The sequence below is a fragment of the Kribbella sp. NPDC051620 genome (assembly GCF_044453825.1).
Lineage (GTDB): Bacteria > Actinomycetota > Actinomycetes > Propionibacteriales > Kribbellaceae > Kribbella.
In genome coordinates, this window is the sequence record NZ_JBITDB010000007.1 from 125348 (window position 1) to 150602 (window position 25255).

The following is a 25255-nucleotide window of genomic DNA, read 5'->3' on the forward strand; positions in this document are numbered from 1 at the left end:
GGTCTCCCGGTCAGCCGTTCGTCGTTCGGCAGAAGTCGATCGCCAGCGTGTTGACGCGGTGGCGATCATCGTCGGTCGCGGTCGGGTACTGCCGCCACCAGCGCCAGGCGGCGTCGACCACGGCCATCGCATGGGCGCCGGCGGGGAGGTCGGCCGGCAGCGAGTCCTCCTTGCCCAGCAGGGTGTTCACCAGGACCGCCTTGTCCGCGTCGTCGTACGCGAGGCCGCGCGCGTGACGGCGCAGGCGCTCAACCACCTTGCGGGCAAAGGTTTCGAGCGCCCGCTGGTCTACGGGCGGGGCCGGGTCGGGGCCGGCCAGGCTTCGGTAGAACGGGAGTACGGTTTCGGTGGCCGTGTCGGCGTACCGGGTGTTGTCGTACTCCGCGGTCATCCGGTGGAGGGTCGCCAGCATGACGGTCATCCGGCGGTGCCAGGACGGGTGGGTGGTTGTGTCGGCGGTGAGTTTGGTGGCGTTGATTCGTCTGGCCGTGCAGGCGTAGGGGTAGGTCGGGCCGAGCGCGAAGGTGGCGAAGGCATCGGCCAGCAGCTCGTGGGCGTGTGGCTCGGTGAGGCCGGCCTTGACGCCGTAGTCGCCGGTGATCAGTTCCAGCAGGGGGCGCTCGGGCCGGTGGGCCGCGTTGACGTGAGGCAGTTCGCGGACCGCGTGGTGGCCGAATTCGTGGACGGCGAAGGGGAGGTCCCAGATCGTCGTACCGGGGAATCTCAGCCGGATCAGACCGATGGTGTGGTCGACGCTCTCGGGGTCGGGGCTGAAGGTGACCAGCACCGGGCGGTCGACGCTGCAGCGCGACTGGACCTGCTTCAGCAACTGCCGGGCCGCCGCCGAGATCCCGTCGTCCAGCTCGGCCGCACTGAACAGCCGGCCTTGCAGCAGCGCGAACACCTCCGCCCTCAGCCGCCTCGCGTCCGGCTCGGCAAGCTCGAAGGCCACCCACGCGGAGTCCCCGTTCTTCGTCAGCGCCTCCCGCAGCGCCCACGCCGCGTCGCCCAGCTGGTCGCGCAAGGTGTTGGCGTCACCGGGCTCGAAGACGTCCTTCAGGACTTCGAGCTCCAGGTACTTCGCGACGCGGGCGAGCTCGTCGCATTCGGCCTGAACGCGGGATTCGAGGACTGCTCGCGAGTCGATCGCCATCGCTACCTGACCGCGTCTGCCACGACTTCGCGGACGCCCCGAACCGCTCCCAGCACCGGTCGCGCACCGACGTAGTCCAGCGCGAGCAGGACGATCCCGCCGACCACCAGGGTCAGCGCGCCGGCGGTGATCATGGTGAGATGCGGTACTGCGAGCTGCAGAATGGCAAGCGCCGCGCCGGCCCCGACGATGCCCTTGACCAGGGTGAGGGTCAGCTTCCCGATCTGGGTGAACCGTTCGCCGAGCCGCTCCACCGCCGCGGTGGACAGATCGACGCGGGCGATGTCCACCCCGGGAACCGCGACAGCCGTCGCCAGCTTGCCGCGGACGTCGTCGGAACCGACCAGCCAGGCCAGTACCAGCGGGCCGGGCTCTTTGCGGTCGAGGCGGTCGTACAGCTGCTGGAGCTGCTGTTGAGCGCTCTTCAACTGGTCCGCCTTGAACATCCGGGCGAAGAGGTCGAGGCCGCGTTGCACGGCTCGCAGGCCCAGTTTGACCAGCCGGTTCAGGTGGGAACCCAGCTCGATCTTCTCGCCGAGGGTACGGATCGCGTCGGCGAGCTTGCCGGGGACCAGTTTGATCGTCTCGGTGAAGGCGCCGGCGGTGGTCTTGGTGGTCGCGTCGACGATGCCGTCCAGCACCCGGTCGGCCGACGTACGCAGGCGGTCGACGGCCGCGTCGACGTTCGGGGAGGGTGGTAGGGGCTCGAAGCCTTGGCGGGCCGGGCTCGCGGTCAGGGCGTCGAGCGAATCCGCAGTACCGTTCAGATCGCCGAGCGCATCCGCCAGCGTCGGCCCGGGTTCCGCGTCAAGCTCGGGCCCTGCTGTCTCGCGGCTGACCGCCAGGTCGACGTCGCGGCTTGCTGCCAGCAACGTGTTGCCGATGGCGATCTGGGTGACCGCCGCGGCAAGCATGTCCAGCTCGTCCGCTTCTGTCCTGTCCCCCTCGCCTCCGCCGTCCAGCGGCTCGAAGCCCTGCCTGGACAGCGTTTCCGCGCCCTCGATGTGCTCGGCCGCGATCCGCTCCAGCTGTTCGATCGCGAACTCGTCCGGCTCCCCGCCGGCCCGGATCGACTCCTCGAGCAGGCCTGCTGCCTCCGCTACCGCTCGCGCTGACCGTGCTTCGTCCTCTACCGCCACGTCGCCCCCCTCGGCTCCATCACTCATTGTGGCCGAGACAGATCTGTTCTGGAACCCCGAACGCAGCGTCGGCGGTCATGTGGCGTTCACCGGGGCGACGTAGCGTGGTGAGCGCCGGACAGCTTCCAGGAGGTGGCAATGACCCCGCCGACACCCTTGCTCGGGGCCCGCACGCTCGATCGGGCGACGGCGCGCACGCTGCCACGGGGGTCGCGGCTGCCGACGATCGCCCAGGCCTTCCTGTTCGCGCGTCATCGCACGACCTTCTTCCCGCGGCTGCGGGCGAAGTACGGCGATGTGTTCACGATCCGGCTGGTGCCGTCCAGCCGGGTGGTCGTGGTGCTCAGCCGGCCGGAGCACATCCGGGAGGTGTTCAGCACGCCGCCGTCGATCGCGCACGCGGGCGAGGGCAACACGGCACTCGAGCCGATCATGGGCCCGCACTCGCTGCTGCTCGTCGACGACGACGACCACATCCGGATGCGGCGCCAGCTGATGCCGGCCTTCAACGGGCACGCGCTGCGCGGGTACTCCGAGATGATCGCCCGGCTCGCCCGGGAGGAGGTCGAGGCCTGGCCGATCGGCAAACCCTTCCGGGTGCACGAGCGGATGCGCGACCTCACCCTCGAGGTGATCCTGCAGGTGGTGTTCGGGGTGACCGACGCCGACCGGCTGGAGCGGTTGCGTCCGCTGGTCGAGAAGGTCGTCTCGGTCGACCCGGTGATCATGCTGGGCGGCTTCTACCCGGTACTGCTGAAGTTCCCACCGTGGCGGTCGTTCCTCCGGGCTCAGCGGCAGGTCGACGAGATCCTGTACGACGAGATCGCCCGCCGCCGGGTCGACCCGGAGCTTGCGGAGCGCAACGACGTACTGTCGAAACTGCTTGCCGCAGGCACCTGGTCGGACGTCGAACTGCGCGACCAGCTGGTCACCCTGCTGCTGGCGGGCCACGAGACCACGGCGACCTCACTGGCCTGGGCGTTCCACGAGCTGGCCCGGATGCCTGAGGAGTTGCGCGCCGGGCAACAAGCCGCCGACGAAGGCAACGACGACTACCTGGAAGCCATGGGCAAGGAATCCCTCCGGCTCCACCCCGTCGTCTACCAGGTAGGCCGCCGCCTAACCCAGCCCATCGACCTGGCCGGCTACCGCCTCCCCCGCGGTACAACGGTGATGCCCGCCATCGGCCTGGTCCAAGGCGACGAAGAACACTTCCCCGACGTCCACACCTTCCGCCCCGCCCGCTTCCTCGGCGACACCCCACCGGCGCCCGGCACCTGGATCCCCTTCGGCGGCGGCACCCGCCGCTGCATAGGCGCCGGCTTCTCGCTACTCGAATCCACCGAGATCCTCAGAGCCGCCCTCACCCGCTACCACCTAACCGCCCCCACCACCCCCGAAACCCCAACCCCCCGAAACGTAACCCTCGTCCCCTCCAAAGGCGCCACCCTCACAGCCACCCCCCGCTGACAACACAGCACCCCCGCCTACGGCACGGGCGCTGCAAAGCGGTCCGTGCCCTAGCCCAACCAGCGGCATGCTGACCGGCCCACACCCGCTTCTGCGGCGCAGACCAACCGAACCACCAGCCAACGGCCCGCCGCTGCCAAGCGGCCTGATCCCAGCTAAACCAGCGGTTTGCTGAGCGGCTTGTATGCACTTCCGCGGCGCAGGCCGATGGGAGCCGGGGCGAGAGGCCCGCCGCTGGTGGGCGGCGGGACCACGTCTGGGAGGTCAGTCTTCGAGGTCGCCTATGTCGCCGAGGTCTACGTCTCGGACGTCTTGGAGGTCGGTTTCGTCTTCGTCGTCCAGTTCGAAGGGTTCGTCGTCGTCGACGACGTGGACGGCTGCTTCCTCGGCGCTGGCGGCGGCGCCGTCGAAGCCGACGTCCTCGGCGACCAGGTCCTTCTCCTCGTCGAAGTGGGCGCCCTCGTCCGGCGCGACCAGCCGGCCGGAGCGGACCTGGCCGACCTCGGGCCCGCCGACGTTCTCGCCGTCCTCGGCGTACGGGTCGATGTCGGGCTCCTCCTGCGCGATCCGCTGGTCCAGCGTCTCGCCCTCCAGCGCCTCCTCGGCGGTGGTACCGAAGCCTTCGCCCGCGGACCACTTCTCGGGCGGCGAGTAGCCCTCGTCCAGCAGGTCGTCCACGCCGCGGTCGTTCAGCGTGTCCGAAGCTTGCAGCTGATCCTCGTCGTCGACGCTGTAGCTGCCGTAGTCCTCACGGTTGTTGTCGCTCATGGCACCACCCTCGCTGTCCGCGCGATCTGTTGCAAGGCGACGCCCCTGCGGCCCCAGCAGCCACCCATCCCCGATGATGGGGTGATGGACCCGGTGCGGCTGACCCTGGAGCAGTTGCGCGAACTCCGCGACGACGTCGCTCCCCGCGCCGCCCGCCGCTCCAAGGCCTCGGTCCGCCGCCGGCTCGAGCGCTGGCGCGACCGCGCCTTCTTCATCGCCCAGTGCGCGCTGGCCGCCGCCACCGCCTGGGCGATCGCCCGGTACGCCCTGGGCCACAAGCAACCGTTCTTCGCCCCGGTCGCCGCGATGGTCTGCCTCGGCTTCAGCTTCGGCCAGCGCCTGCGCCGGGTCGCCGAGGTGATGGTCGGCGTGGCCGTCGGGGTCGGCGTCGGCGACTTGTTCGTAAGGGCCTTCGGTACCGGCGTGTTCCAGCTCGTCGTCGTCATCGCGCTCGCGATGAGCATCGCCGTACTGCTCGGCGCCGGCACCCTGATGACCACCCAGGCCGGCGTCCAGGCCGCGATCGTGACCACCCTGCTGCCCACCGACGGCGCCGCCTTCAACCGCTGGCTGGACGCGGCTCTGGGCGGCGTGGTCGCGTTGGCCGCGGCAACCATCGCCCCGGCCACCGCGATTCGTCGCCCCCGGCAACAGGCCACCAGCGTCCTGAACGAGCTCTCCGCCATCCTGATCGAGACCGCCGACGGCCTGCGCCTGGACGACCACGACGCCGTCACCGACGCTCTCCGCCGGGCCCGCGAGAGCGAGGGCCTGCTCGACAACCTGCGCAGCGCGGCCGCCGAGGGCGTCGCCGTCGTCCGGCTGTCCCCCTTCCGTCGCCGCCACCGCGTCCGCGTCCAGGAGATCGCCGACCTGGTCATCCCCCTCGACCGCGCGATCCGCAACATCAGAGTCCTGGTACGCCGCGTCGCAGTCTCCGTATGGCGCGACGAGCGGATGCCCGACGAGTACCCGATGCTGCTCGACCGTCTGGCCGACGGCACCCGCCTGATCGCCGAGTCCCTCTTCGAACCGGCCGCCGACGTCGCGGCCCACCGCGTCCTGGGCGAGCTCGGCCGCCGTACCGCCGTACTCCCCACCCCGCCCGGCCTGTCCGCCGTCGTCGTACTCGGCCAGATGCGCTCGGTCATCGTCGATCTCCTCGAACTGACCGGAACGTCGTACGACGAGGCCCGCGAAATGGTCCCGCTCCGCCCCGACGGCCTGGATGAGAAGTAGCTCACACCAAAAGTTCTGAGAAATCCCCGTCATACCCCGCCCCGGCGTGCGTCTCACAGGCATGACGATCCACCGACTGATGACAGTCATCGCCACCGAGCAGATTCATCTGCGCCGCGATGACCGCAGCGACAAGACGACCTCTGCGGCCGTCCCCACTGACGACCGGAGCGACGCTGCCGCCAAGCAGTAGGGCGCGAACCGGACGGACGGACAGGCGGCGCACCCGGACGATCTTCCCCACCGAGGTAGATCGCACGGAAGTCGCACGACGCACGAGGCGCCCCTGTGCGAGCGCGTCGCCTGCCCGTCACCCGGTGCTCCGCCACAGCGGAGCACCCGAAGAACCACCCGAGGTAGTCCTGACGCCGATTGCGCGAGGCTCAGGCCGACCCGGGTGGTTCTTTTCTTTCCCCGACTACTTCTCCACGACCACTTCGGTGGTCACCGAGTTCGCGATGAAGCATTCCTGATGTGACAGGTGGTGCAGCCGGTCCAGTGCCGCCTCGTCCGGCGCCTCACCCGCGAAGGTGATCACCGGATGCAGCGTCACCCGGGTGACCGCCATCCGCCCGGCCTCGTTCTTGGCCATCACGCCGACCGCGTGATCGACGTACGAGTCGACCACCAGCCGCTTCTTCGCCGCGATCGCGAGGAAGGTCAGCATGTGGCAGGACGACAGCGCCGCCACGAACGCCTCCTCCGGATCCACCGTCCCCGAGTCCGTGCCCAGGTACGCCGGATTGGCCGACCCGGGCACGGTCACCCCACCGTCGAAGCGCCACTCGTGGTCCCGGCTGTACTTCTCGTAGGTGAACTCGTGCTCACCGCGACTCCAGCTGACATCGACCACGTGCTCCGACATGGACTACCTCTCTTCCGAGATCACTCCACGGCACTTCGACGGTGCCGTCACCGGGTTGCATCGTACGGCGGTCCTCTCCGGCAACTGGGCGACGAAGTCGCTGTCGTACCGGGCCGCCATGCCCGCGACCGGGAAGTCGGTCGTCACGTACTGCGCGCCGCTGGCCAGCGCGATGCCGAGCCGGCTGTAGTCCTTGGTCCGGATCGTCGCCATCGGCTCGTCCGACCGGCTGCGGACGAGATACCCCTTCTTGACCAGCCGCTGGATCTCGGCCTGGCCGGCGCCCCGCGGGTCGTTCACCTCGGTGATCGCGGCGTCCGGCTCACCCTCCGGCCCACGGGTGAAGACCGCGCGGCCTTCCAGGTTCGGCTTGCCCGCCCGGTACAGGTCGCGGATCGTCGACCCCGGACCGCCGTTGTCGAAGTAGAACATCACCTTGCCGCGGGCGTCCCGCAGCGTCGGCCAGCCCTTGGTCAGTACCGACTGCTCCAGCGTCAGGCCCGGCTTGCGGACGTCGTCCGGCGTGATCAGGTCGTCCGCGCCGAAGACCGAGCGGATCTCGGTGTCGACGCTGTCCAGGTTCGCCGCGTCCCACGGCGGGGCCACCACGCCACCGGCCGCGACCACCTGCGGATCGGACTGCTTCAGCTCGAGGTTGATCGAGATCGGCGCGGCGTCCGGGTGCTCGTCGGTCCATGCCTTGACCTGCTGCAGGCACAGTACGAAGGTCCGGCAGTTGGTGTTGTAGTCGAAGTCCGGGACGTGCATCACCTTGATGCCGGGCTGCGCGAGCGCCGGATCGGTGAGCGGGCCCTGACCGGTCAGCTTGCGCAGCAGCGGGTACTGGTAGAGCCCGCCGGCCGGGTCCGGAAACAGGTCGAACTCCAGCGTGCGGATGTTCTGCTCCTCGAGCTGCTGCGGGACCGAGGCGTGCGAGTAGAACAGGTCGACCACGCCCGGGTTCAGCGACAGCTGGGCCTTCTGCTCGGCCGCGTTCAGCTCCCGGTGGTACGAGTTGTGCGACCCGATCTGCTGCACCTGGTTCATCCGGACCCCGGAGGTGTTCGTCCGCTGTCCACCCCTCGAATCGGCACTCTTCGCGTCGGCGCTCTGCCCGGGCAGCGCCGCGCTCCCCGCCAGGCCACCCCCGGCGACGGCCAGGGACGCGAGTCCCGCAATCAGTTTGCTGCTGACCTGCATGGTTGTTTCTCCCTCGGTGGATCCGGACGGACGGAGCACTAGCGTGATTGTCGTCTCGAGCGGTGTCATCTGGCTGACCGCAAGCTGACAGCAAACCGTGTGGTGCTGAAGGAGTGCTTTTGGCAACGTTGTCGCCGAGTGGAGGCACAATGAACACCATGGTCACCACATCCGCCGGCGAGGATCCGGGCGCGGACGCCGGTACGGCGTACCCGCTGCGCCGGACGCCGACCCAGGACCGGGCCAACCGCCAGGTCGAACGCATCCTGGACGCTGCCTGCGCCGAGGTGGTCGAGCGCGGCTACGACGCCGCCTCGACCAGCAGCATCGCGCGTCGGGCCGAGATCGCGGTCGGCAGCGTCTACCGGTACTTCCCGGACAAGCGCACCCTGATCCAGGCGATCGAGCGGCGCAACCAGCACCGCTACACCGAGGCGGTCCGCGAGCGGCTTGCCGTGGTGGCCGACTGGCGCCAGGCCGTCGATGTCACCCTGGACACCTTCCGGGAGATGCACAACACCGATCCGGGTTTCCGGGCGGTCGTGCTGAGCGGGCTGGGCGATCCGGACCTGGAGACGACCCCCGGTGAGTTCGACGACCAGCACGCGGGCGAGTTCGCCGAGCTGCTGACGCTGCGGTTCGGGGCGCGGGACAGTCGCGAGTTCCGGCTGAGCGTCACGCTGACGATCGCGATGGGCGAGGCGCTGGCGCACCTGGCGGACCGGCTGCCGGCCGCGGACGCGGAGTACGTGCTGGCCCAGGGCCGCCCGGCCCTGCACCGCCTGCTCGAACCGCACCTACCGGCAGAAACCAAAGGTCCCCCGCCATCTGGCGAGGGAACGCGTCCTGCGGAGTAGAACTGAAGTAGGGCTTACGGCTGCGGAACCGGTGAGCGTGGGCCGATGGTCGGCCAGTGGCTCACCTTGCCCGCGATCCGGGCCCGCCGGGGCGCCCGGATGTCGTAGCTGACGATCACCCGGTCGTTCTTGGCGTAGCTGCTCGCCGCGGCCAGCGGAATCATCCGCGCGACCTCGAACGGGCCCTCGCCGTGCCGGGTGTAGTACTCGACAGTGACCTCCAGGCATTCGGCCGTCGCGCCACTGTCCAGCTGTCCGCGGACCGGGCCGCGCACCTTCGTCACCCGTCCGGCTGTCTTCTCGACCCCATCGCTGCGGCGCCGGACGCCCGCAACGATGTCTGCCACGATGCATGCCGTGACCAGCAGCACCAGGCCTAAACCACCGAATACAACGATAGTCAACATGGCACTCACCCCCGACGCGTCGCCCGCGAGCGGCGCGGTCGTCGTTTGTCGTACTGCCTGTACGGGCCTTCCCGTACAAACGGTGGGACGGCGGCTGAGGCGATCCGGTTCCCACGTACTGACAATTGTGTTTCAGCTGTCGCCGAACATCCCGAACTGATGCCGTGACGGCACCGGCCGGTCCGTGCCCAGCTCACGCTGCGCCCACAGCCAGTACTCCGCCAGCGGGTTCTCCCCCTCGCGGACCACGGCATACTCCAGCTCCCCGTCCAGCAACTCCTGCGCGGCCGCCGGGTCACCGGTCTCCAGCAGATACCGGATCCGGGCCAGCACAACCCGTGGATCGTTTCGGTCCGCGGGGGCGATCGACTGGTAGATCCGGTCGGCTCGCTCGGTGTCGCCCGTCCCGAGACAGAGGTGAATTCCTTCCACCAGAACAAGATGGTTCGAGGTGAGACTGGCAGCCTGCTCGGCGCGGGCCGGGCTGTTCGTGGCGATGGCGAGATTGCGCCCCGCCCAGGGGTTGCTCGTCCTCGAGGTGGACTGTTCCCAAGCCGTCCGAGCGCCTTCCTGGTCACCGGCGGCCCAGCGGGCGACACCGCGGTGGTACCAGCTCAACCAGTTGTCATCGGCGACCGCTTCGAGCTGGTCCTTCCAGGCGATCAGGGTGCCGTCCGGCGGATCCTGCGGCGCGACCTCGGGCAGCCGCCCGTCGAGCACCGGCAGCCAGGCGCGTTCGCGGTCCGTCATCGTCTCGTCGGCGAACGGCGTCCCCGCGGACACCTTCCAGCCGGTACGCCGCAACTCCAGCGCACCCCACCCCGACCCCATCGCAAGCCGCTCGACGGGTTCCGCGTCGATGACGGTCAGCCACTGCTCTTCGCGCGCGGCGAGCGAACGGAATACCGGCTCCAGTACTGCGCCAGTCGCAAGCCGGGCCGTCTGCCAGTCAGTCGAATGTGCCTTGGCCGGGTCGACGCTGACTCGCCCGTACGCCTCCAGCCAGTGCCAATTGGTTGCTGGCGGCAACATGAGGTGCTCCATCTGGGTCCGCGCCAGGCCGGCCTGGATCTCGGCGTACCCATGCCCCTGCAGACCGGGCGAGAGCCACTCCTGCCAGCGCCGGCCGCCGGTCGACTCGCCCCAGACGAACAGCTTCCGGCCACGCAGCCGATCCGTCGACGCCTGCGCCAACCCGTTGCCCTCGGCATCGAGTGACGCGATCCACGGCTGCTCCTCCGGCGGCAGCTCGAAGAAGAAGTCGACGGCCCGCCGATGCCGCATCGGATACGTCAGATCGAACCCGTCGTACTCCGGTACGCCGACCAGGTCGAGCCGATTCCCGTACCCGAACCGCCACGCCTGGTCGGCCGGCACGAGCACCCGCGTCCCCGGCGACTGCTCGACCGCGATGTTCGACCACCAGTACGCCGGGGCCGTCTCGCTCGACGGGTTCTGGATCCGCGCACCGACGTACAGCTGCTCGGAGTCCTCGGGCAGCCAGAAGTCCAGCTGGATGATCAGGTTGCGGGTGCGCTCCAGCTCCCACAGGCGCAGTACCGGCGTACCGTCCGGGCCGTTGACGCGAGCGGCGTGCATGGGTGAGCAAGTGCCGGTCCAGTGGCCGGTGCTGCCGAGGTTCCACTCGACTCCGCCGGCGAACCAGGCATTGCGCAGCGCGAGGTTGGCCGGCTGGAAGACCGGGTTGCGGTAGAGCAGCTCGTCGCCGCTCGCCTTGTGCACGAGCGAGTAGAGGCGGCCGCCGAGGCTGGGGAGGATGGTGGCCCGGAGGTGGTCGTTCTCGAGGACCAGCGAAGGCAGCGCACGATCGACGAGCTCACGGTCGTAGCCGTCCTGCTCGAGAGTCGGCAGCGTGCTGGCCAGTCCGCCGTACTCGATGTTCTCGCGCAGGTCGGGCGGGAGTTCGGCCAGGTTCTCGACGTGGTGGACCTCCCGGGCGGGGCGCAGCGGCGGGAGTGGATTCTCCGCTCCGAGGGAGGCTGCGGGCAGGATCAAATCATGCGCGGAAAGGTTCGTCACACCGTGATTCTCGCAACTTTGCGCACACCGGTCCATGGTTACTCGGGAGTCGGATATACATGGACGACCGACGCGAGAAAGTGAGCACCGATGGACGCGGATGTGATCGTGGTGGGAGCCGGCCTGGCCGGGCTGGCCGCCACCGCCGAGCTGGCCGACGCGGGCAAGAAGGTGCTGCTGCTCGACCAGGAGCCCGAGGCCTCGCTCGGTGGGCAGGCGTTCTGGTCGTTCGGCGGGCTGATGTTCGTGGACTCCCCCGAGCAACGCCGGATGGGGATCAAGGACTCCCGCGATCTCGCGCTGCAGGACTGGCTCGGCTCGGCCGGTTTCGACCGGCTGGACGACGAGGACAAGTGGGCCCGCCAGTGGGCCGAGGCGTACGTCGACTTCGCGTCCGGTGAGAAGCGGCCGTGGCTGCACGGCCAAGGGGTGCGGTTCTTCCCGGTCGTCGGCTGGGCGGAGCGCGGTGGCTACAACGCGGACGGCCACGGCAACTCGGTGCCGCGGTTCCACATCACCTGGGGGACCGGGCCTGGCCTGGTCGCGCCGTTCGAGCGCCGCGTCCGTGAGGCGGTCGCGAAGGGTCTGGTCGAGTTCCGCTTCCGGCACCGGGTGGACGAGCTGACGGTGACCGGCGGTGTCGTCGACGGTGTCTCCGGCAAGGTGCTCGAGCCGAGTGACGTCGCGCGCGGTGTGTCGAGTTCGCGGGTCGAGGTGGAGGACTTCGCGCTCACCGCGCAGGCGGTGATCGTCACCTCCGGCGGGATCGGCGGCAACCACGATCTGGTCCGGGAGTCGTGGCCCGAGCGGATGGGCAAGCCGCCGAAGGAGATGATCACCGGCGTACCGGCGCATGTCGACGGCCGCATGCTGGCGATCACCGAGGCGGCCGGCGGCCGGTACGTGAACCGCGACCGGATGTGGCACTACACCGAGGGCATCCGCAACTGGGACCCGATCTGGCCGTCGCACGGGATCCGGATCCTGCCCGGCCCGTCGTCGCTGTGGTTCGACGCCACCGGCAAGCGGCTGCCGGTGCCGCTGTTCCCCGGCTTCGACACCCTCGGCACGCTCGAGCACATCATGAAGACCGGCTACGACTACAGCTGGTTCGTGCTCACCCAGAAGATCATCGAGAAGGAGTTCGCGCTCTCGGGCCAGGAGCAGAACCCGGACCTCACCGGCAAGGACATCCGGGGCGTGCTCGGCCGGGCCCGGGGCGGCGCGACCGTTCCCGTGCAGGCCTTCATGGACAAGGGCGCCGACTTCGTCGTCCGCAACAACCTGTCCGACCTGGTCCGCGGGATGAACGAGGTGGCCGGCTCCGACCTGATCGAGTACTCCGAGCTGGAGCGCCAGATCCTCGCCCGCGACCGCGAGATGGACAACACCTTCACCAAGGACCTCCAGATCACCGCGTTGCGCGGCGCCCGGAACTACCGCGGCGACAAGCTGATCCGGGTCGCGCCGCCGCACAAGATCCTCGACCCGAAGGCGGGTCCGCTGATCGCGGTCAAGCTCAACATCCTCACCCGCAAGTCGCTCGGCGGCCTGCAGACCGACCTCGACTCCCGGGTACTCCGCGCCGACGGCACCCCGCTGCCCGGCGTCTACGCGGCCGGCGAAGTCGCTGGCTTCGGCGGTGGCGGGATCCACGGGTACCGGTCGCTCGAAGGCACCTTCGTCGGAGGATGCCTCTTCACGGGCCGGACTGCGGGCCGCGCCGCCGCCAAAGCAGTGTCCTGACGGCCCATCCGGACAGCGGGTCTTGTGTGCCCAGACCCCCTGTCCGGATGCTGGCCCGGCTCCTAGCGTTGCGCCCAGTCAACCCTGGGAGGACCCGCTATGCGCCGCCTCGCTCTGCCCGTCGCCGTGATGTTGCTCGCCGGTGGTATCGCCACGCCGGCCCAGGCTCAGGGATGCCCGCAGTTGCGGGTGCCGGGAGCGCAGTACCGGGTGGTCGCTTGCCTGGACGACCTGACCACGGCGGGGACAGTCGCGTCGGGGCACACCAATCCGGCCGACTATGCGGGGCTGACGCATGCTGGGCTGCCGCAGCAGTCCGGCGTACCGGGGGTGCAGGTCGACGGGTACTTCCCGGACAGCTCGCGGACGAACACCAACCACGGCTGGAACCACGACTCGCAGTTCGTCATCCGGCTGCCCGACGACTGGAACGGCGGTCTGGTGGTGGCGGGCTCACCAGGCGTCCGGGCGCAGTACGCGAACGACCGGGCGATCTCGGACTGGGTGCTCGCGAAGGGGTACGCGTACGCGGCCACCGACAAGGGCAACACCGGCGTCAACTTCTTCACCGACGGGGTCCGGCCGGGTGAGGCGATCGTCGAGTGGAACCAGCGAACCACGCAATTGACCCTGGCCGCGCGAGCGGTCGTCGCCCAGCACTACGGACGCGGGCCGCGCGAGGTGGTGGCCGCCGGTATCTCCAACGGCGGTTATCTGGTCCGCTGGCAACTGGAGAACCACCCGGAGCTCTACACCCGTGGCGTCGACCTCGAAGGAACGCTGTGGACCGTCCGCGGTCCTAACCTCTTCACCTTCTTGCCTCCGGCAATCAAAGGCTACGAGCAACAGTCGGCCGCACAGATCGTCGCGGCGGGCTTCGACCCCCGCTCCGACTTCCTGTGGGACTACCACTACGCCATCTACTGGAAGCTGACCCAGCGGATCTACGCGGCCGAGCTCGATCCGTCGTACACGGGCACCGAGGCCGACTACGACTACGCGTCCCGGCCGGCCGCGCACCAGGCAGTGCGCCGGATCGCCTTGACCGGCAGGATCGGCCGGCCACTGACCACCATTCACGGCACCCTCGACAGCCTGCTGCCGATCAGCCAGGACTCCGACGTGTACGCCGAACTGGTTCGGCGCGCGGGACGAGGGCGGCTGCTCACGTACCAGCGGGTCGAGGCAGGCAACCATGTCGACGGTCTCGTCGACGCCTACCCCGACCGGCTGGTACCGCTGGTTCCCCTGCTGCAGCAGGGGATTGAGCGTTAGAACACCATGGTGAGGAGGTCGGCGAAGAGCTCGTGTTCGTCGACCTCCAGGCCGCGGTTGGTGAACCAGGTGCACATGTTGTGGCAGTCGCGCATCAGGAAGTCCATCCCCTTCGGGTTGCCGACGATGTCGACCACCTGCGGGAGATCGATCATCACGATCCGCTCGCCCTGGGCCAGCACGTTGTACGGCGACAGGTCGCCATGCGCCAGCCCGGCCCTGGCCAGCTCGCGCATACCGTCGCGGACCTGCTCGTAGTACGAGTCGAGCAGTTCGCCCTTGGGACGGACCTGCGCCAGCCGTGGCGCCGCGCCGCCGTCACCGTCGTCGATGAACTCCATCAACAGCTCGGTGCCGTCGACCTGGACCGGGTACGGGACGGGAACCCCGGCCTTCCAGAGCCGGCAGAGTGCATCCCACTCCGCATAGGCCCATTGTCCGGCCGCGACACTTCGGCCGTGCGAGGTCTTCTTCGCCATGGCGCGGGTGTCGCGACTGTTGCGGGTACGCCGGCCTTCGACGTACGACGTGCTGCGATGGAAGGAGCGGTGCTCCTCCGTGCGGTACCGCTTGGCGGCAAGCAGCGACCGTCGCGCGGCGTTGTCGCCGATCTGCTCCACTGCTCGCTCGAGCAGGAAGACATCGGCCTCTTTGCCGGTTTTGAGGATGCCGAGCTCGGTATCGATCGCGGCCTGCTCCGTCACCACCCACGAGGGGCGGGGCTCAGGCCCGCGAGAACCGCGCTCGACATCCAGCCAGGTGGACCAGCGCTGATCCGGCGCGAGTTCTTCTTCTACTTCGCTGAAGCGGAAGACGAAGGCGTCGGCAACCTCTGGTTCGGTGCTGAGGTCAGAGAGAAAGGTGTGGTCGGTACGAAAGACGTCGGAAGACATCGGATGTGCTCCTGGAGAAAGAAGTGAGGCTGACGCGGACATGCCGCAGCGCAGTGATGGCCATTCGTCCAGCCCTCCTTAGTCCAGGCAGCCTTCGTAGCTGCACGATCCCGATCAGGATGCAGGCCGCTCGGACGCGGCGCAACTGATTTAACGGAACTGCGATCGCGCGGTCGGCCGAAGGCGCAGTTGCTGGGGTGGGGCGATCGAGCGGCAGATGATCTCCGAGAGGATCTTATTCTGCCAGGTCTGCGAGTTGTCGAGCTGCCGGCGATGTTCGGCGTACGCCGCATCGCTGGGGAAGACCGCGAACCACGCCAGTACTATCTCGTCCCTCAGTGGCAGCGCCGGAAAGTTGTTCTCGGCAACAAGTGTCTCGAAGGTCGCCGCGAGCGTCGCGCCGGTCGCGGTCAGCACCGGAGCGATCTGGTCGGCGAAGTAGTCCGCGAACCCGTCGTCAGGTGAACCGCGGTGATAGACCGCACCGGCGACCACCGACGACGGAGCCTCCGTCGCGCCGATCGGCGGTCGCGCTGTCGTCAGCTCCGGGTAGCCATCACCCAGCGCGATCGGCTTGAGCAGCAGCGCGTTGTCCGAGTCCTTCATCGTCACGTTGGCCTCGGCGCCGCGCTCCTTCCAGACCGGCCCGTAGTAGAAGCCTTTCAACGCGGCTTCCCGGGTGGGCAGATCGGGGAAGCCACGGATCCAGACGAACCGGTCCGGATCGTCGAGATCGCGGAACTGCCCGACGAGATGCATCCCGTGCGCCTCCTGCCCTTCGACGAACGCCTCGTCGAAGACCCGGACCAGCTCGTCGCGCTGCCCTGGGTGCACGGTGTACTGCCTCAGATCCACTACGCCACAACAGTCGTCTCTCACGCCGGCCAGTCAACCGCCGAACCCTGACAGGTACCGGCAGTGTTCTCAGCGTGAATGACACCGCATGGCCGCGGGCCCCGGCCGTAGCCGGAGCCCGCAGTGTTCGGAGAGGATCAGGTGAAGATGCTCACACCGCCGGGGCCCACCAGCAGGCCGACGACGATGAGGGCGGCGCCCATCAGGAGCTGACCGCGGACGAGGGAGACGATCCCGGAGATGACGAGGATCGCCGCGATGATCCAGAGAATCAGGAGCATGGTCGTTCCTTTCTCGACAAGCCGGACCCGTTGACGCGGTCCGGCGGCTGAACCCCGTGCGACTACACGCCGGTGACCCCTCCCGACGTTTGTGACGCACCTCAAGTGCCCGCGGCCGACCACCCCAAACGGGGCGAGATTCAAACACCTGTAACACGGGAGGGGTTGCGTCTGCCGGTTCGGTTTGATCTGGTGGAGGGAGTGGTTCAGCAATGACGCCACCATCGCAGGACCGACACGACGAGGTTTCTCACCGTGACGATCGCACCTGTCCGTAGTACCGATTCCCGTAGTACCGATTCGCAGACTCTGATCGCGGACTCCACCCACCAGCTGCTCGCCGAGGCGGATGGTGCCGACCACCAGCGGCGGCAGGAACTGCTCGACGAGGTGATCCTCCTGAACGCGCCGGTCGCGCGTTCGATCGCTTCCCGGTACCGCCGCAAGGGGGTGGACAGCGACGACCTCGAGCAGGTTGCCTACCTCGGCCTGGTCAAGGCGGCCAACGGCTACCGCCCCGACGCGTCGACGGCCTTTCTCTCCTACGCCGTACCGACGATCCGCGGCGAGCTGAAACGCTACTTCCGTGACTGCGCGTGGGTGGTCCGCCCGCCGCGCCGGGTCCAGGAGATGCAGGGATCCATCGCCGCCGCCGAGCCCGAGCTGACCCAGCAACTCGGCCACCTTCCCACTGACGAGGAAACGGCCGAAGCGCTGGGAACCGACGCCGGCGAAGTCGCCGAGGCCGCCTCCGTCCGTGGCTGCTTCAACACGCTCTCACTCGACGCACCCGCCGCGGCCGACAACGGCGCGCGCCTGGTCGACAGCGTCGCCGACGCCGAGGAGGGCTACGAGCTGGTCGAGAACGTCCACACCCTCGCTCCCGCCGTCTCCGATCTCGACGACCGGGACCGTCAGATCCTCGCCCTCCGCTTCTGCGGCGGCCTCACCCAGGAGGAGATCGGCAACGAACTGGGCGTCAGCCAGATGCAGGTCTCCCGCCTCCTCCGCAACATCCTCGACCGCCTCCGCAGCCAACTGGCGCAAGAAGTCCACTAGCCGCGAAGGCGATGCGAAAGTCAGCTCTACCGATCGTCGGCGATTAGCCGCCGTCGGGTGGGGCACCGGGGGTGGGTCCGATTCGCAGCGACAAGAGGAGAGACTCGATGGGTATCGGAGACAAGCTCAAGAACGCCGCCGAGGAAGCCAAGGGCAAGGTCAAGGAGAAGACCGGCGACGCGACGGACAACGAGGACCTGCAGGCCGAGGGCCAGGCGGAGAAGTCCGTCGCGGACCTGAAGCAGGCCGGCGAGAAGGCCAAGGACGCCTTCAAGGACTGACACCGCAGGGCTGATCCAGAATGCCCCGACCGCGGCCGGTCGGTCCGGTAGCGTCGGGGCATGGACTTCGACGAAGCGGCCGACGCGCTGTACGCAGCGCCGTCGGCCGACTTCATTTCCAAGCGCAACGAGCTGGCCAAGCAGCTGAAGGCCGACGGCGACCAGCTCGGCTCGACCCGGCTGAAGGCGCTCCGCAAGCCGACCGTCGCCGCGTGGCTGGCGAATCTGCTCGCGCGGGAGCTGCCGGATGACATCGACGACCTGCTGGCGCTGGGGGACGAGTTTCGGCAGGCAACCGCTGATCTCGACGGTGAGCGGCTGCGGGAGCTGACGCCGAGGCGGCACAAGCTGCTCGACCAGCTCGCCAAGTCCGCGGCCGGACTCGCCGAGCGCGAGGGGCAGAAGGTCAGCGCGGACGTGGCGCAGAAGCTGCGCGAGACCCTCGACGCGGGGTTGGTCGACCCGGCCGCGGGTGAGGCGGTTCGCGAGGCCCGGCTGAGCAGTGCGCTGCGGCACGTCGGCTTCGGGGTGGTCGACGAGAGCGGGGAGCCGTCCAACGTCACGCCGTTGACCGACGAGCGGCGCAAGCGCGCTCAGGACCGTCGCCGGGCGCGGAGCGAAGTACCGGAGCCTGAGCCTGAGAAGGAGACCGAGTCGGCCGCTGCCAAGGCGAAGCGGGAGAAGGCCGAGCGGGAGCGGGAAGAGCGCGAGGCGGCGGAGAAGGCGGCCGCCAAGAAGGAACTGGACGACGCCGTCGCGGCAGCGGAGGCTGCCGAGGCTCTGGTCGCCGACCTCGACACCCAGCTCAGCGATGCCCGGGACGCGTTGGCCGAGGCGCAGGAGACGGTGCATCGGGTCGGCGAGGAGCTGGACGAGGCGCGGAAGGCCGCGCGGGCTGCTCAGAAGGACAGCCGCGAGGCGCGGAAACGGTACAACCGGCTCTGAACCGGCGCTGACCGGTAGAGCCGGCGCTGAACGGGTACCGGACACTCGCGAGTATCTGAGGTTGGTGCGGCGAGAAGGGACTGATGATGGCGCGGGCGATCTGGAGTGGGTACATCAGCTTCGGGCTGGTCTCGGTACCGGTCGGGTTGTACTCGGCGACCTCGGAGCACGAGCTCGACTTCCATCAGTTCCAGCGCGGTACGTCCGACCGGATCCGGTACAAGCGGGTGAACGAGCGCACCGGGCGCGAGGTCGACTACGACAAGATCGTGAAGGGCCATGACGTCGGCGGGGGCGAGTACGTGATCGTCGAGTCCGACGAACTGGCCGACATCGCGCCCGGCCGGTCGCGATCGCTGGAGATCAGCCGGTTCGTCGACCTGGACGAGATCGACCCGATCCACTTCCAGAAGAGCTACTACCTCGCGCCCTCGGACGCGGAGAACGCCTCGTCGTACGGACTGCTGCGGGACGCTCTGGCCAAGACGAACCGGGCCGGCATCGCGTCGTTCGTGATGCGCAGCAAGGAGTATCTCGCCGCCATCCGCGCCGACGGCAAGGTCCTCGTGCTGGAGACGATGTTCTTCGCCGACGAGATCCGCGACCCGTTGAAGGAGGTCGGCGATCTGCCGGCCAAGTCCTCCGCCGGCAAGCAGCTCTCGATGGCCGTCGACCTGATCGAGGCGATGAGCGGCAGCTGGCGGGCCGGCGACTACAAGGACAGCTACACCGACCGGGTGAAGAAGCTGGTCGCCGACAAACGCAAGGGCAAGGAGATCGTCTTCAACGAGGAGGAGCCCGAGGCGACCACCACCACCGACCTGGTCACCGCCCTCCGAGCCAGCGTCGAAGCCGCCCGCGCCCGCCGCGCCGGCAAGAAGACGCCGGCCAAGAAGACGCCTACCAAGAAGCCTGCGGCCAAGAAAACCGCCGCCAAGAAGACGGCTGCCAAGGCTGCGACGAAGAGTACGGCCAAGAAGGCCGCGAAGAAGACGACGGCGAAGAAGTCCACCACCAAGAAGACCACCAGGAAAGCTGCCTGACCCACTGCAACAAGCTGCAACCGCGGTGGCCTGGGTCCGCCGGGCTGGGAAGCTTGGCCGTGCGCATCACACTGAACCGGCTTCCCTCCTGGGCCGCCGGCCTGCTGACCTTCGTCGTGACGACGGCCGGGATGGCCGGTATCGCCACCCTCGATGGTGAGAGCGCCGGGGACGCGCTGGGCAGCGGCGCGATCACCGGCCTGTTCGCCGGTGGCGCGGTGGCGGTCGCCTTCTGGCGAAAAGGCGATCTGTTCCAGCAGTTGTTCGGTGACGACAACCCACCGGCACTGCGACGTCCCGCGGCCCGCGCTCTGCGCCGTACCGCGCCGATCCCGGCCGACCCGGAGGTCCGCGCCGCGGCGATCCGCCTCGCCGACCGGCAACTCGCGTTGCTCGGCCGCTGGCGCATCCGGTCGTTGATCATCTGGACCGTACTGCTGGTCGGCAACGTCCTCGGCGCAGTGCAGGGCGGATCACCCTGGCGCTTCGGCTTGGCCGCTCTGACGCTGCTGCTACTTGTCTACGCGATCTACCGGCCCCGGGCCCTGGCTGCCCGCCGCCGACTCCTCACGCAGGGTTTCGAGGAGGATCGTCCGTAGCAGGCTGGCGGGGCTGCGGGGGCCGGCGTCGGAGCGGACGGCCAGGTAGCCGGTGTTCAGGGGTGGCAGCTCGGGGTCTGCTAGTAGGCGGAGTCGCCCGGCCTGTAGGTCCGCCTCACACAGGTACAACGGCAGCACGCTTGCCCCGGCGCCGGCGAGCACCGCGTTCAGTACGCCACGCAGGTCCGGTACTACGAGAGCCACGCTTCTCGTCAGGCGTACACCGAAGACGCTGCGCCAGTAGCGGCGGAGGATCGGCGCCTCTTCGGCGTACGCGACCAGCGGGATGTGACGCAGTTGGTCAGGGGCGCTCACCGGCGTACCGGAGTACCAGCGGGGTGCGGCCACCAAGGCGAAGGTTTCGTCATAGAGCGGGGTCACCTGTACGCCGGGGCGCCGCGGCCGGACCGAGCTGATGACGACATCCAGCGACCGATCCAGCAACCCGGCGATCAGCTCGTCGGGCAGCCCGAAGCGGGTACGGAGCTGGAGACCATTGGCCAGGCGGCCGGCCAGAGCGGGCAGGACCTGATGGCTGATGTAGTCGGCCGGGCCGCCGAGGTGGACGGTCGCGGCAACCGGCTCGTCCAGCTCGTCGACCACCAGTCCCTGGAGCGTGTCGATCGGGTCGGCGATCCGGCGGGCCAGCTCGTCGCCCGCGGCGGTTGCCAGTACGCCGCGCGCACGCCGCTCGAACAGCGGTCGCCCGACCGCCGCCTCCAGCGCCTTGAGATGTGCCGTGACCGTCGGCTGCGACAACCCCAGCTGCTCGGCGCCGGCCGTGATCGACCCGGCCCGGTGGATCGCCAGGAAGCTGCGCAGCAGGTCGAGCGAGATCGTCACATCGAGAATCCTATGCCTGGCCCAACGATTGCCTATTGGTCTCCGATGGGTGGACCTGGCCATGATGGAGCCATGACACGCGTACTGATTGCCCTCACCAGCCACTCCCAGCTCGGCGACACCGGCCGGAGTACTGGTTTCTATGCCGGCGAGGCCGCCGAGCCGTGGACCGTCTTCAAGCAGGCCGGCTACGACGTCGAGCTCGTCTCCGTCGCCGGTGGCAAGCCGCCGGTCGACGGTCTCGACGACGCCGATCCGGACCAGAAGCAGTTCTTCGCCGAGGCCGACCTCGAGCACACCAAGACGGCCGCCGAGCTGACCGCCACCGACTACGACGCGATCTTCTACGCCGGCGGCCACGGTGCGATGTGGGACTTCCCCGGCGCCAAGGACCTCGCCTCGCTCGCGGCCGGAATCTACGAGAACGGCGGCGTCGTCGCGGCGGTCTGCCACGGCCCGGCCGGCCTGGTCGAACTCAAGCTCTCCGACGGCAGCTACCTGGTCGACGGCAAGAACGTCGCCGGCTTCACCAACTCCGAGGAGAGCGCGGTCGGCCTCACCGAGGTCGTCCCGTTCCTGCTCGCCGACGAGCTGACCGCCCGCGGCGCGATCCACCACCCGGCCGCCGACTTCACCGACCAGGTCGTCACCGATGGCCGGCTCGTCACCGGCCAGAACCCGGCATCGGCCCGTAGTACGGCGACCGCTGTCACCGAGGTGCTGCAGAAGAACTAAGGCAGTAAGTAGGCGCCGGGGTCGGCGGGTGCCCCGGCGTCGAGCCAGCGCTGGAAGCCGTCGGGGTTGCGGCGCTCGAACTCGTCCAGGCAGATCCGGCGAACCTCGGCAACGGCCTGCCGATCCCGCGGCCCGGCACCCTGCGCGAGCGTCGCGGCCGTCTCGCCCCAGACCCCGCAGAGCTCCTCGATCGAGAGCGGGCACTGGAGCGAGGCGATCAACTTCTCGTCCTCCAGCTGATCCGCCTGCGTCAGCTCCGTCAGTCCTCCGTACTCCGCGTCACGCCGCCGACCCAGCAGACGTCCACCCGGCCGGCCGCGACCCAGCCGCCGGCGCCGCGGCCGCCGCTCGCGACGGGTGTCCGGCAGCGCGAGGTCGACCAGCACGAAGATGACCGCCGCGATCATCGCGATCACGAACCCGAGCGCTCCCCAGCTGAGCAGCCGGATCAGCCCCGGTACCGCGAGGACGGCCCCCGCAGCCGCGGCCGCGACGAGCAGCGGCGACTGGTACGGCGTCTCGTCGGCGAGGTGCTTGATCACCGTCGCCAGCGGCCAGATCAGCGCGAGGACGACGGCGAGCAGGATCGACGCGGCCAGCGGGCCGAGCATGATCACACCGGCCAGCAGTCCGGACGTGCCGATCCCGACGCCGGCGGCCACCGCCGTACGCCGAAGCCAGAGGGGTACGCGCATCTCGCCTCACACGGAGAAAACAACCTGCCTGATCAACGATCTACCGCGTGGATCGGTTCCGGTCCAGCATGAAACGATGCTCAAAATGACGAGCATGCTGATCCGGCCCCGCACACCGGCCGACCTCGACGGCTGCGTCCGGCTCCTCGCCGAAGTCCACAAGAACTCCGGCTATCCGGTCAACTGGCCAGCCGATCCGGCTGGCTGGCTGTCGCCCGAGGGAGCACTCGGCTGCTGGGTGCTCACGCTCGACGGTGAGCTCGCGGGTCACCTGATCGTCACCGCGGAAGCCGCAGAAAGCCTGGGCGGAGCGGGCGCGGTGGGCGGAGCGGACCCCCTGGACGGAGCGGGCGGCGCGTTGGTTGAGCGCTTGTTTGTGGATCCTCGGCGGGCCCGGGCGGGGCTCGGGCGGCGGCTGCTGGAGTACGCGGGCGACTTTGCCGCGGAGCGGGGTCTGCGGCTGGTGCTCGACGTCGTCGACAAGCCCGGCGGTGCGGTCGACTTCTACCGCCGTACCGGCTGGCGGGAGGCGGGGCGGATCCCGATCGACTGGGGCGGGAAGGACGCTTCGGAGATAATCCGGTTCGAGGCGCCGGACAGAGGCTGAACGCGCCCGATCCGTGGGCAGGGCTGTGGAATCGGCCGACTTCGCGGATCATGTTGCGGGTGAGGATCAACCTGTGACCGCCGTCGACGAGCTCTTCGCCGACCGGGTCCGCGCGCTCAAACCGGTGCCCTGCGATCACCCCGCCGACGTCCTGCTCAGCCTGTACGACGCTCAGCTCGGCAGCCGTCACGCCGACCTGGCCGCTCGCTGGCTCCAGTCGCAGGGGCATGGGTACTACACGATCGGCTCGGCCGGACACGAGGGGAACGCGGCCGTTGCGGCGGCTCTCGAGCCGACTGACCCCGCGCTGCTGCATTACCGGTCGGGTGCGTTCTACTTGGCGCGCGCGGCGCAGTACCGGGACAAGGACGGGCTGCGGGACATCCTGCTCGGCGTCGCGGCGGCCACCAGCGAGCCGATCTCGGGCGGCCGGCACAAGGTGTTCGGGCGGCACGACCTGGCGATCATCCCGCAGACCTCGACGATCGCCTCGCACCTGCCGCGGGCGATGGGCGTCGCCTTCTCGATCGCGCGGGCGGCGAAGCTCGGCGTACCGTCGCCATGGCCGGCCGATGCGGTGGTGGTGGCCAGTTTCGGTGACGCGTCGGCGAACCACTCGACCGCGACGGGCGCGATCAACGCGGCGCTGCACGCGTCGTACCAGGGCATCCCGATGCCGTTGCTGCTGGTCTGCGAGGACAACGGGATCGGGATCAGCGTGCGCACGCCGGACGGCTGGATCAAGCAGGCGTACGGGCAACGGCACGGCCTGCGGTACTTCGATGCCGACGGCACCGATCTCGCCGCGACGCTGACGATGGCGACCGAGGCGGCGACGTTCGTCCGCCGGAATCGCCGGCCCGCATTCCTGCGGCTGCGCACGGTCCGGCTGATGGGGCACGCGGGGTCGGACGTCGAAGCGGCGTACCGGACCCCGGCCGAACTGCTCGCCGACGAGGAACTCGATCCCCTCCTCGGTACTGCGCGCTTGCTGCTGGCAACCGGTTACGACGCCGACGACGTGATCGAGCTCTACGAGAACAAGCGAGCCGATGTACTCGGAATCGCCCGCGAAGTGGCCGGCCTTCCGCAACTGTCCTCGGCCGCTGCCGTGGCGGCGCCGTTGGCCTTTCCCGGCAAGGCGATCGTCGAGGAGGCGCTGCCTCGTCGCTCTGTGGGTGGCGAGCTACTGACGCTCAGCCAGGCGATCAATCGAGCGCTGGGCGATGTGCTTGCGTCGTACCCGGAGGCGCTGACTTTTGGTGAGGACATCGCGCGCAAGGGCGGGGTTTACGGGGTGACCCGCGGGCTGCAGAAGTCGTTCGGGGCGGCGCGGGTGTTCGACACGTTGCTTGATGAGCAGTCGATTCTCGGGCTGGCGCTGGGTGCCGGGGTGTCGGGGTTGTTGCCGTTGCCGGAGATCCAGTATCTGGCGTATCTGCACAATGCCGAGGATCAGTTGCGCGGGGAGGCGGCGTCGCTGAAGTTCTTCTCGCAGGGGCAGTACCGCAATCCGATGGTGCTGCGGATCGCGGGGTACGGGTATCAGAAGGGGTTCGGCGGGCACTTCCACAACGACGATGCGATCGGGGTGCTGCGGGACATCCCGGGGCTGGTGATCGCGTCGCCGTCGCGGCCTGATGATGCCGCGGCGATGTTGCACACGTGCGCGGCGGCGGCTCGGGCTGACGGGACGGTGTCGGTTTTCCTGGAGCCGATCGCGTTGTATCACCGGCGGGACTTGCATGTTGACGGTGACGAGCAGTGGCTGGCGCCGTACCCGACGGCTCATGTACCGATCGGGTCCGGGCGGACGTACGGCGAAGGACGCGAGCTCACGATCGTCACCTTCGGCAACGGCCTTCCGATGAGCCTCCGGGTAGCCGCCCGCCTGCCCGGTGTCCGCGTCCTCGACCTCCGCTGGCTGGCTCCGCTCCCCGTCGAGGATCTGTTGCGCGAAGCAACAACCACCGGCCGGGTCCTGGTCGTCGACGAAACCCGCCGCTCCGGCGGCGTCTCCGAAGGCATCCTCGCCACCCTCATAGACAACGGTTACACCGGCCCCCTGGCCCGCGTAACCAGCGAAGACTCCTTCGTCCCCCTGGGCAACGCGGCTCGCCAAGTCCTCCTGAGCGAAGAAACGATCGAGTCCGCCGCGCGCAAACTCCTCCACCAATAACGCGTCGGGGGGGGGGGGGGGGGGGGGGCGGGCGCCGGGGCGGGGGGGGGGGGGGCCCCGCCGCGGGGGGGGGGGGTGAGG

Annotated in this window: 26 protein-coding genes; 14 read left to right on the top strand and 12 right to left on the bottom strand. The window is 69.1% G+C overall.

All coding sequences use genetic code 11. The annotated features are described in order from the left end of the window. Positions 1-10 precede the first annotated feature (10 nt). A complete protein-coding gene (locus ACIA12_RS33800) occupies positions 11-1153 on the bottom strand; it encodes a hypothetical protein (RefSeq protein ID WP_396371330.1) in 1143 nt (380 codons plus the stop codon). 2 nt (positions 1154-1155) lie between these two features. Then, positions 1156-2292 carry a hypothetical protein gene (locus ACIA12_RS33805; RefSeq protein WP_396371331.1) on the bottom strand — a complete coding sequence of 379 codons (1137 nt, stop codon included), beginning with the start codon at positions 2290-2292 and terminating at the stop codon, positions 1156-1158. 138 nt (positions 2293-2430) lie between these two features. Between ACIA12_RS33805 and ACIA12_RS33810 the strand changes: the two genes are divergently transcribed. Beyond that, positions 2431-3762 carry a cytochrome P450 gene (locus ACIA12_RS33810; RefSeq protein WP_396371332.1) on the top strand — a complete coding sequence of 444 codons (1332 nt, stop codon included), beginning with the start codon at positions 2431-2433 and terminating at the stop codon, positions 3760-3762. Between the two features lie 264 nt (positions 3763-4026). On the opposite strand, the gene ACIA12_RS33815 is transcribed toward ACIA12_RS33810, so the two are convergent. Continuing rightward, complete coding sequence (locus ACIA12_RS33815; RefSeq protein WP_396371334.1) at positions 4027-4530, bottom strand: DUF5709 domain-containing protein; 504 nt, start codon at positions 4528-4530, stop codon at positions 4027-4029. A gap of 84 nt (positions 4531-4614) precedes the next feature. On the opposite strand from ACIA12_RS33815, the gene ACIA12_RS33820 reads away from it, so the two are divergent. After that, positions 4615-5769 carry an aromatic acid exporter family protein gene (locus ACIA12_RS33820; protein ID WP_396371335.1) on the top strand — a complete coding sequence of 385 codons (1155 nt, stop codon included), beginning with the start codon at positions 4615-4617 and terminating at the stop codon, positions 5767-5769. 61 nt (positions 5770-5830) lie between these two features. After that, positions 5831-5962, top strand: coding sequence for a hypothetical protein (locus tag ACIA12_RS33825; RefSeq protein WP_396371336.1), 132 nt, complete (start codon positions 5831-5833; stop codon positions 5960-5962). Positions 5963-6187: 225 nt separating this feature from the next. Here ACIA12_RS33825 and ACIA12_RS33830 read toward each other — a convergent pair whose 3' ends face one another. Together ACIA12_RS33830 and ACIA12_RS33835 are read right to left on the bottom strand one after the other, a co-directional pair. After that, on the bottom strand, positions 6188-6634 hold the full coding sequence (locus ACIA12_RS33830) for an OsmC family protein (protein WP_396371337.1): 447 nt from the start codon (positions 6632-6634) through the stop codon (positions 6188-6190). 3 nt (positions 6635-6637) lie between these two features. Next, positions 6638-7834: a phosphatidylinositol-specific phospholipase C1-like protein gene (locus ACIA12_RS33835; RefSeq protein WP_396371338.1), complete on the bottom strand. Its 1197-nt coding sequence runs from the start codon at positions 7832-7834 to the stop codon at positions 6638-6640. Between the two features lie 158 nt (positions 7835-7992). On the opposite strand from ACIA12_RS33835, the gene ACIA12_RS33840 reads away from it, so the two are divergent. After that, entirely contained in the window at positions 7993-8691 is a 699-nt protein-coding gene (locus ACIA12_RS33840; RefSeq protein ID WP_396371339.1) for a TetR/AcrR family transcriptional regulator, read from the top strand. A 14-nt stretch (positions 8692-8705) separates the two neighbouring features. Here ACIA12_RS33840 and ACIA12_RS33845 read toward each other — a convergent pair whose 3' ends face one another. Together ACIA12_RS33845 and ACIA12_RS33850 are read right to left on the bottom strand one after the other, a co-directional pair. After that, positions 8706-9098, bottom strand: coding sequence for a DUF3592 domain-containing protein (locus ACIA12_RS33845; RefSeq protein WP_396371341.1), 393 nt, complete (start codon positions 9096-9098; stop codon positions 8706-8708). A gap of 132 nt (positions 9099-9230) precedes the next feature. Next, positions 9231-11138 carry a DUF5107 domain-containing protein gene (locus tag ACIA12_RS33850; RefSeq protein WP_396371342.1) on the bottom strand — a complete coding sequence of 636 codons (1908 nt, stop codon included), beginning with the start codon at positions 11136-11138 and terminating at the stop codon, positions 9231-9233. Positions 11139-11228: 90 nt separating this feature from the next. On the opposite strand from ACIA12_RS33850, the gene ACIA12_RS33855 reads away from it, so the two are divergent. Together ACIA12_RS33855 and ACIA12_RS33860 are read left to right on the top strand one after the other, a co-directional pair. Then, a complete protein-coding gene (locus tag ACIA12_RS33855) occupies positions 11229-12884 on the top strand; it encodes an FAD-binding dehydrogenase (protein ID WP_396371343.1) in 1656 nt (551 codons plus the stop codon). A 99-nt stretch (positions 12885-12983) separates the two neighbouring features. Continuing rightward, complete coding sequence (locus ACIA12_RS33860) at positions 12984-14159, top strand: tannase/feruloyl esterase family alpha/beta hydrolase (protein WP_396371344.1); 1176 nt, start codon at positions 12984-12986, stop codon at positions 14157-14159. Here the strand turns inward: ACIA12_RS33860 and ACIA12_RS33865 are convergent. The 3 genes from ACIA12_RS33865 to ACIA12_RS33875 all read right to left on the bottom strand — a co-directional run bounded on the left by ACIA12_RS33865 (position 14156) and on the right by ACIA12_RS33875 (position 16188). Further along, on the bottom strand, positions 14156-15052 hold the full coding sequence (locus ACIA12_RS33865; RefSeq protein WP_396371346.1) for a serine protein kinase RIO: 897 nt from the start codon (positions 15050-15052) through the stop codon (positions 14156-14158). The genes ACIA12_RS33860 and ACIA12_RS33865 overlap by 4 nt on opposite strands. A gap of 150 nt (positions 15053-15202) precedes the next feature. Further along, entirely contained in the window at positions 15203-15931 is a 729-nt protein-coding gene (locus tag ACIA12_RS33870) for an NIPSNAP family protein (RefSeq protein WP_396371348.1), read from the bottom strand. A gap of 113 nt (positions 15932-16044) precedes the next feature. Beyond that, a complete protein-coding gene (locus ACIA12_RS33875; RefSeq protein WP_203590735.1) occupies positions 16045-16188 on the bottom strand; it encodes a GPGG-motif small membrane protein in 144 nt (47 codons plus the stop codon). A 255-nt stretch (positions 16189-16443) separates the two neighbouring features. On the opposite strand from ACIA12_RS33875, the gene ACIA12_RS33880 reads away from it, so the two are divergent. The 5 genes from ACIA12_RS33880 (at position 16444) to ACIA12_RS33900 (ending at position 20115) form a co-directional block, all read left to right on the top strand. Continuing rightward, positions 16444-17247 (top strand): sigma-70 family RNA polymerase sigma factor, encoded by an 804-nt coding sequence (locus ACIA12_RS33880; protein ID WP_396371349.1) that lies wholly within the window; start codon positions 16444-16446, stop codon positions 17245-17247. Positions 17248-17354: 107 nt separating this feature from the next. Continuing rightward, positions 17355-17528 carry a CsbD family protein gene (locus ACIA12_RS33885; protein WP_396371350.1) on the top strand — a complete coding sequence of 58 codons (174 nt, stop codon included), beginning with the start codon at positions 17355-17357 and terminating at the stop codon, positions 17526-17528. 60 nt (positions 17529-17588) lie between these two features. Beyond that, positions 17589-18473 (top strand): hypothetical protein, encoded by an 885-nt coding sequence (locus ACIA12_RS33890; protein ID WP_396371351.1) that lies wholly within the window; start codon positions 17589-17591, stop codon positions 18471-18473. Positions 18474-18556: 83 nt separating this feature from the next. Continuing rightward, complete coding sequence (locus ACIA12_RS33895; protein ID WP_396371352.1) at positions 18557-19516, top strand: Ku protein; 960 nt, start codon at positions 18557-18559, stop codon at positions 19514-19516. Positions 19517-19575: 59 nt separating this feature from the next. Then, complete coding sequence (locus tag ACIA12_RS33900) at positions 19576-20115, top strand: hypothetical protein (protein WP_396371353.1); 540 nt, start codon at positions 19576-19578, stop codon at positions 20113-20115. On the opposite strand, the gene ACIA12_RS33905 is transcribed toward ACIA12_RS33900, so the two are convergent. Then, positions 20029-20958 carry a LysR family transcriptional regulator gene (locus ACIA12_RS33905; protein ID WP_396371354.1) on the bottom strand — a complete coding sequence of 310 codons (930 nt, stop codon included), beginning with the start codon at positions 20956-20958 and terminating at the stop codon, positions 20029-20031. The genes ACIA12_RS33900 and ACIA12_RS33905 overlap by 87 nt on opposite strands. A gap of 72 nt (positions 20959-21030) precedes the next feature. Here ACIA12_RS33905 and ACIA12_RS33910 point away from each other — a divergent pair, with 72 nt between their 5' ends. Beyond that, positions 21031-21693: a type 1 glutamine amidotransferase domain-containing protein gene (locus ACIA12_RS33910; RefSeq protein ID WP_396371355.1), complete on the top strand. Its 663-nt coding sequence runs from the start codon at positions 21031-21033 to the stop codon at positions 21691-21693. Here the strand turns inward: ACIA12_RS33910 and ACIA12_RS33915 are convergent. Then, positions 21690-22388, bottom strand: coding sequence for a hypothetical protein (locus tag ACIA12_RS33915; RefSeq protein ID WP_396371357.1), 699 nt, complete (start codon positions 22386-22388; stop codon positions 21690-21692). The genes ACIA12_RS33910 and ACIA12_RS33915 overlap by 4 nt on opposite strands. 85 nt (positions 22389-22473) lie before the next feature. Between ACIA12_RS33915 and ACIA12_RS33920 the strand changes: the two genes are divergently transcribed. Together ACIA12_RS33920 and ACIA12_RS33925 are read left to right on the top strand one after the other, a co-directional pair. Next, a complete protein-coding gene (locus tag ACIA12_RS33920) occupies positions 22474-22995 on the top strand; it encodes a GNAT family N-acetyltransferase (RefSeq protein ID WP_396371358.1) in 522 nt (173 codons plus the stop codon). 73 nt (positions 22996-23068) lie between these two features. After that, a complete protein-coding gene (locus ACIA12_RS33925; RefSeq protein ID WP_396371359.1) occupies positions 23069-25174 on the top strand; it encodes a thiamine pyrophosphate-dependent enzyme in 2106 nt (701 codons plus the stop codon). The last annotated feature ends 81 nt before the right edge of the window (positions 25175-25255 follow it).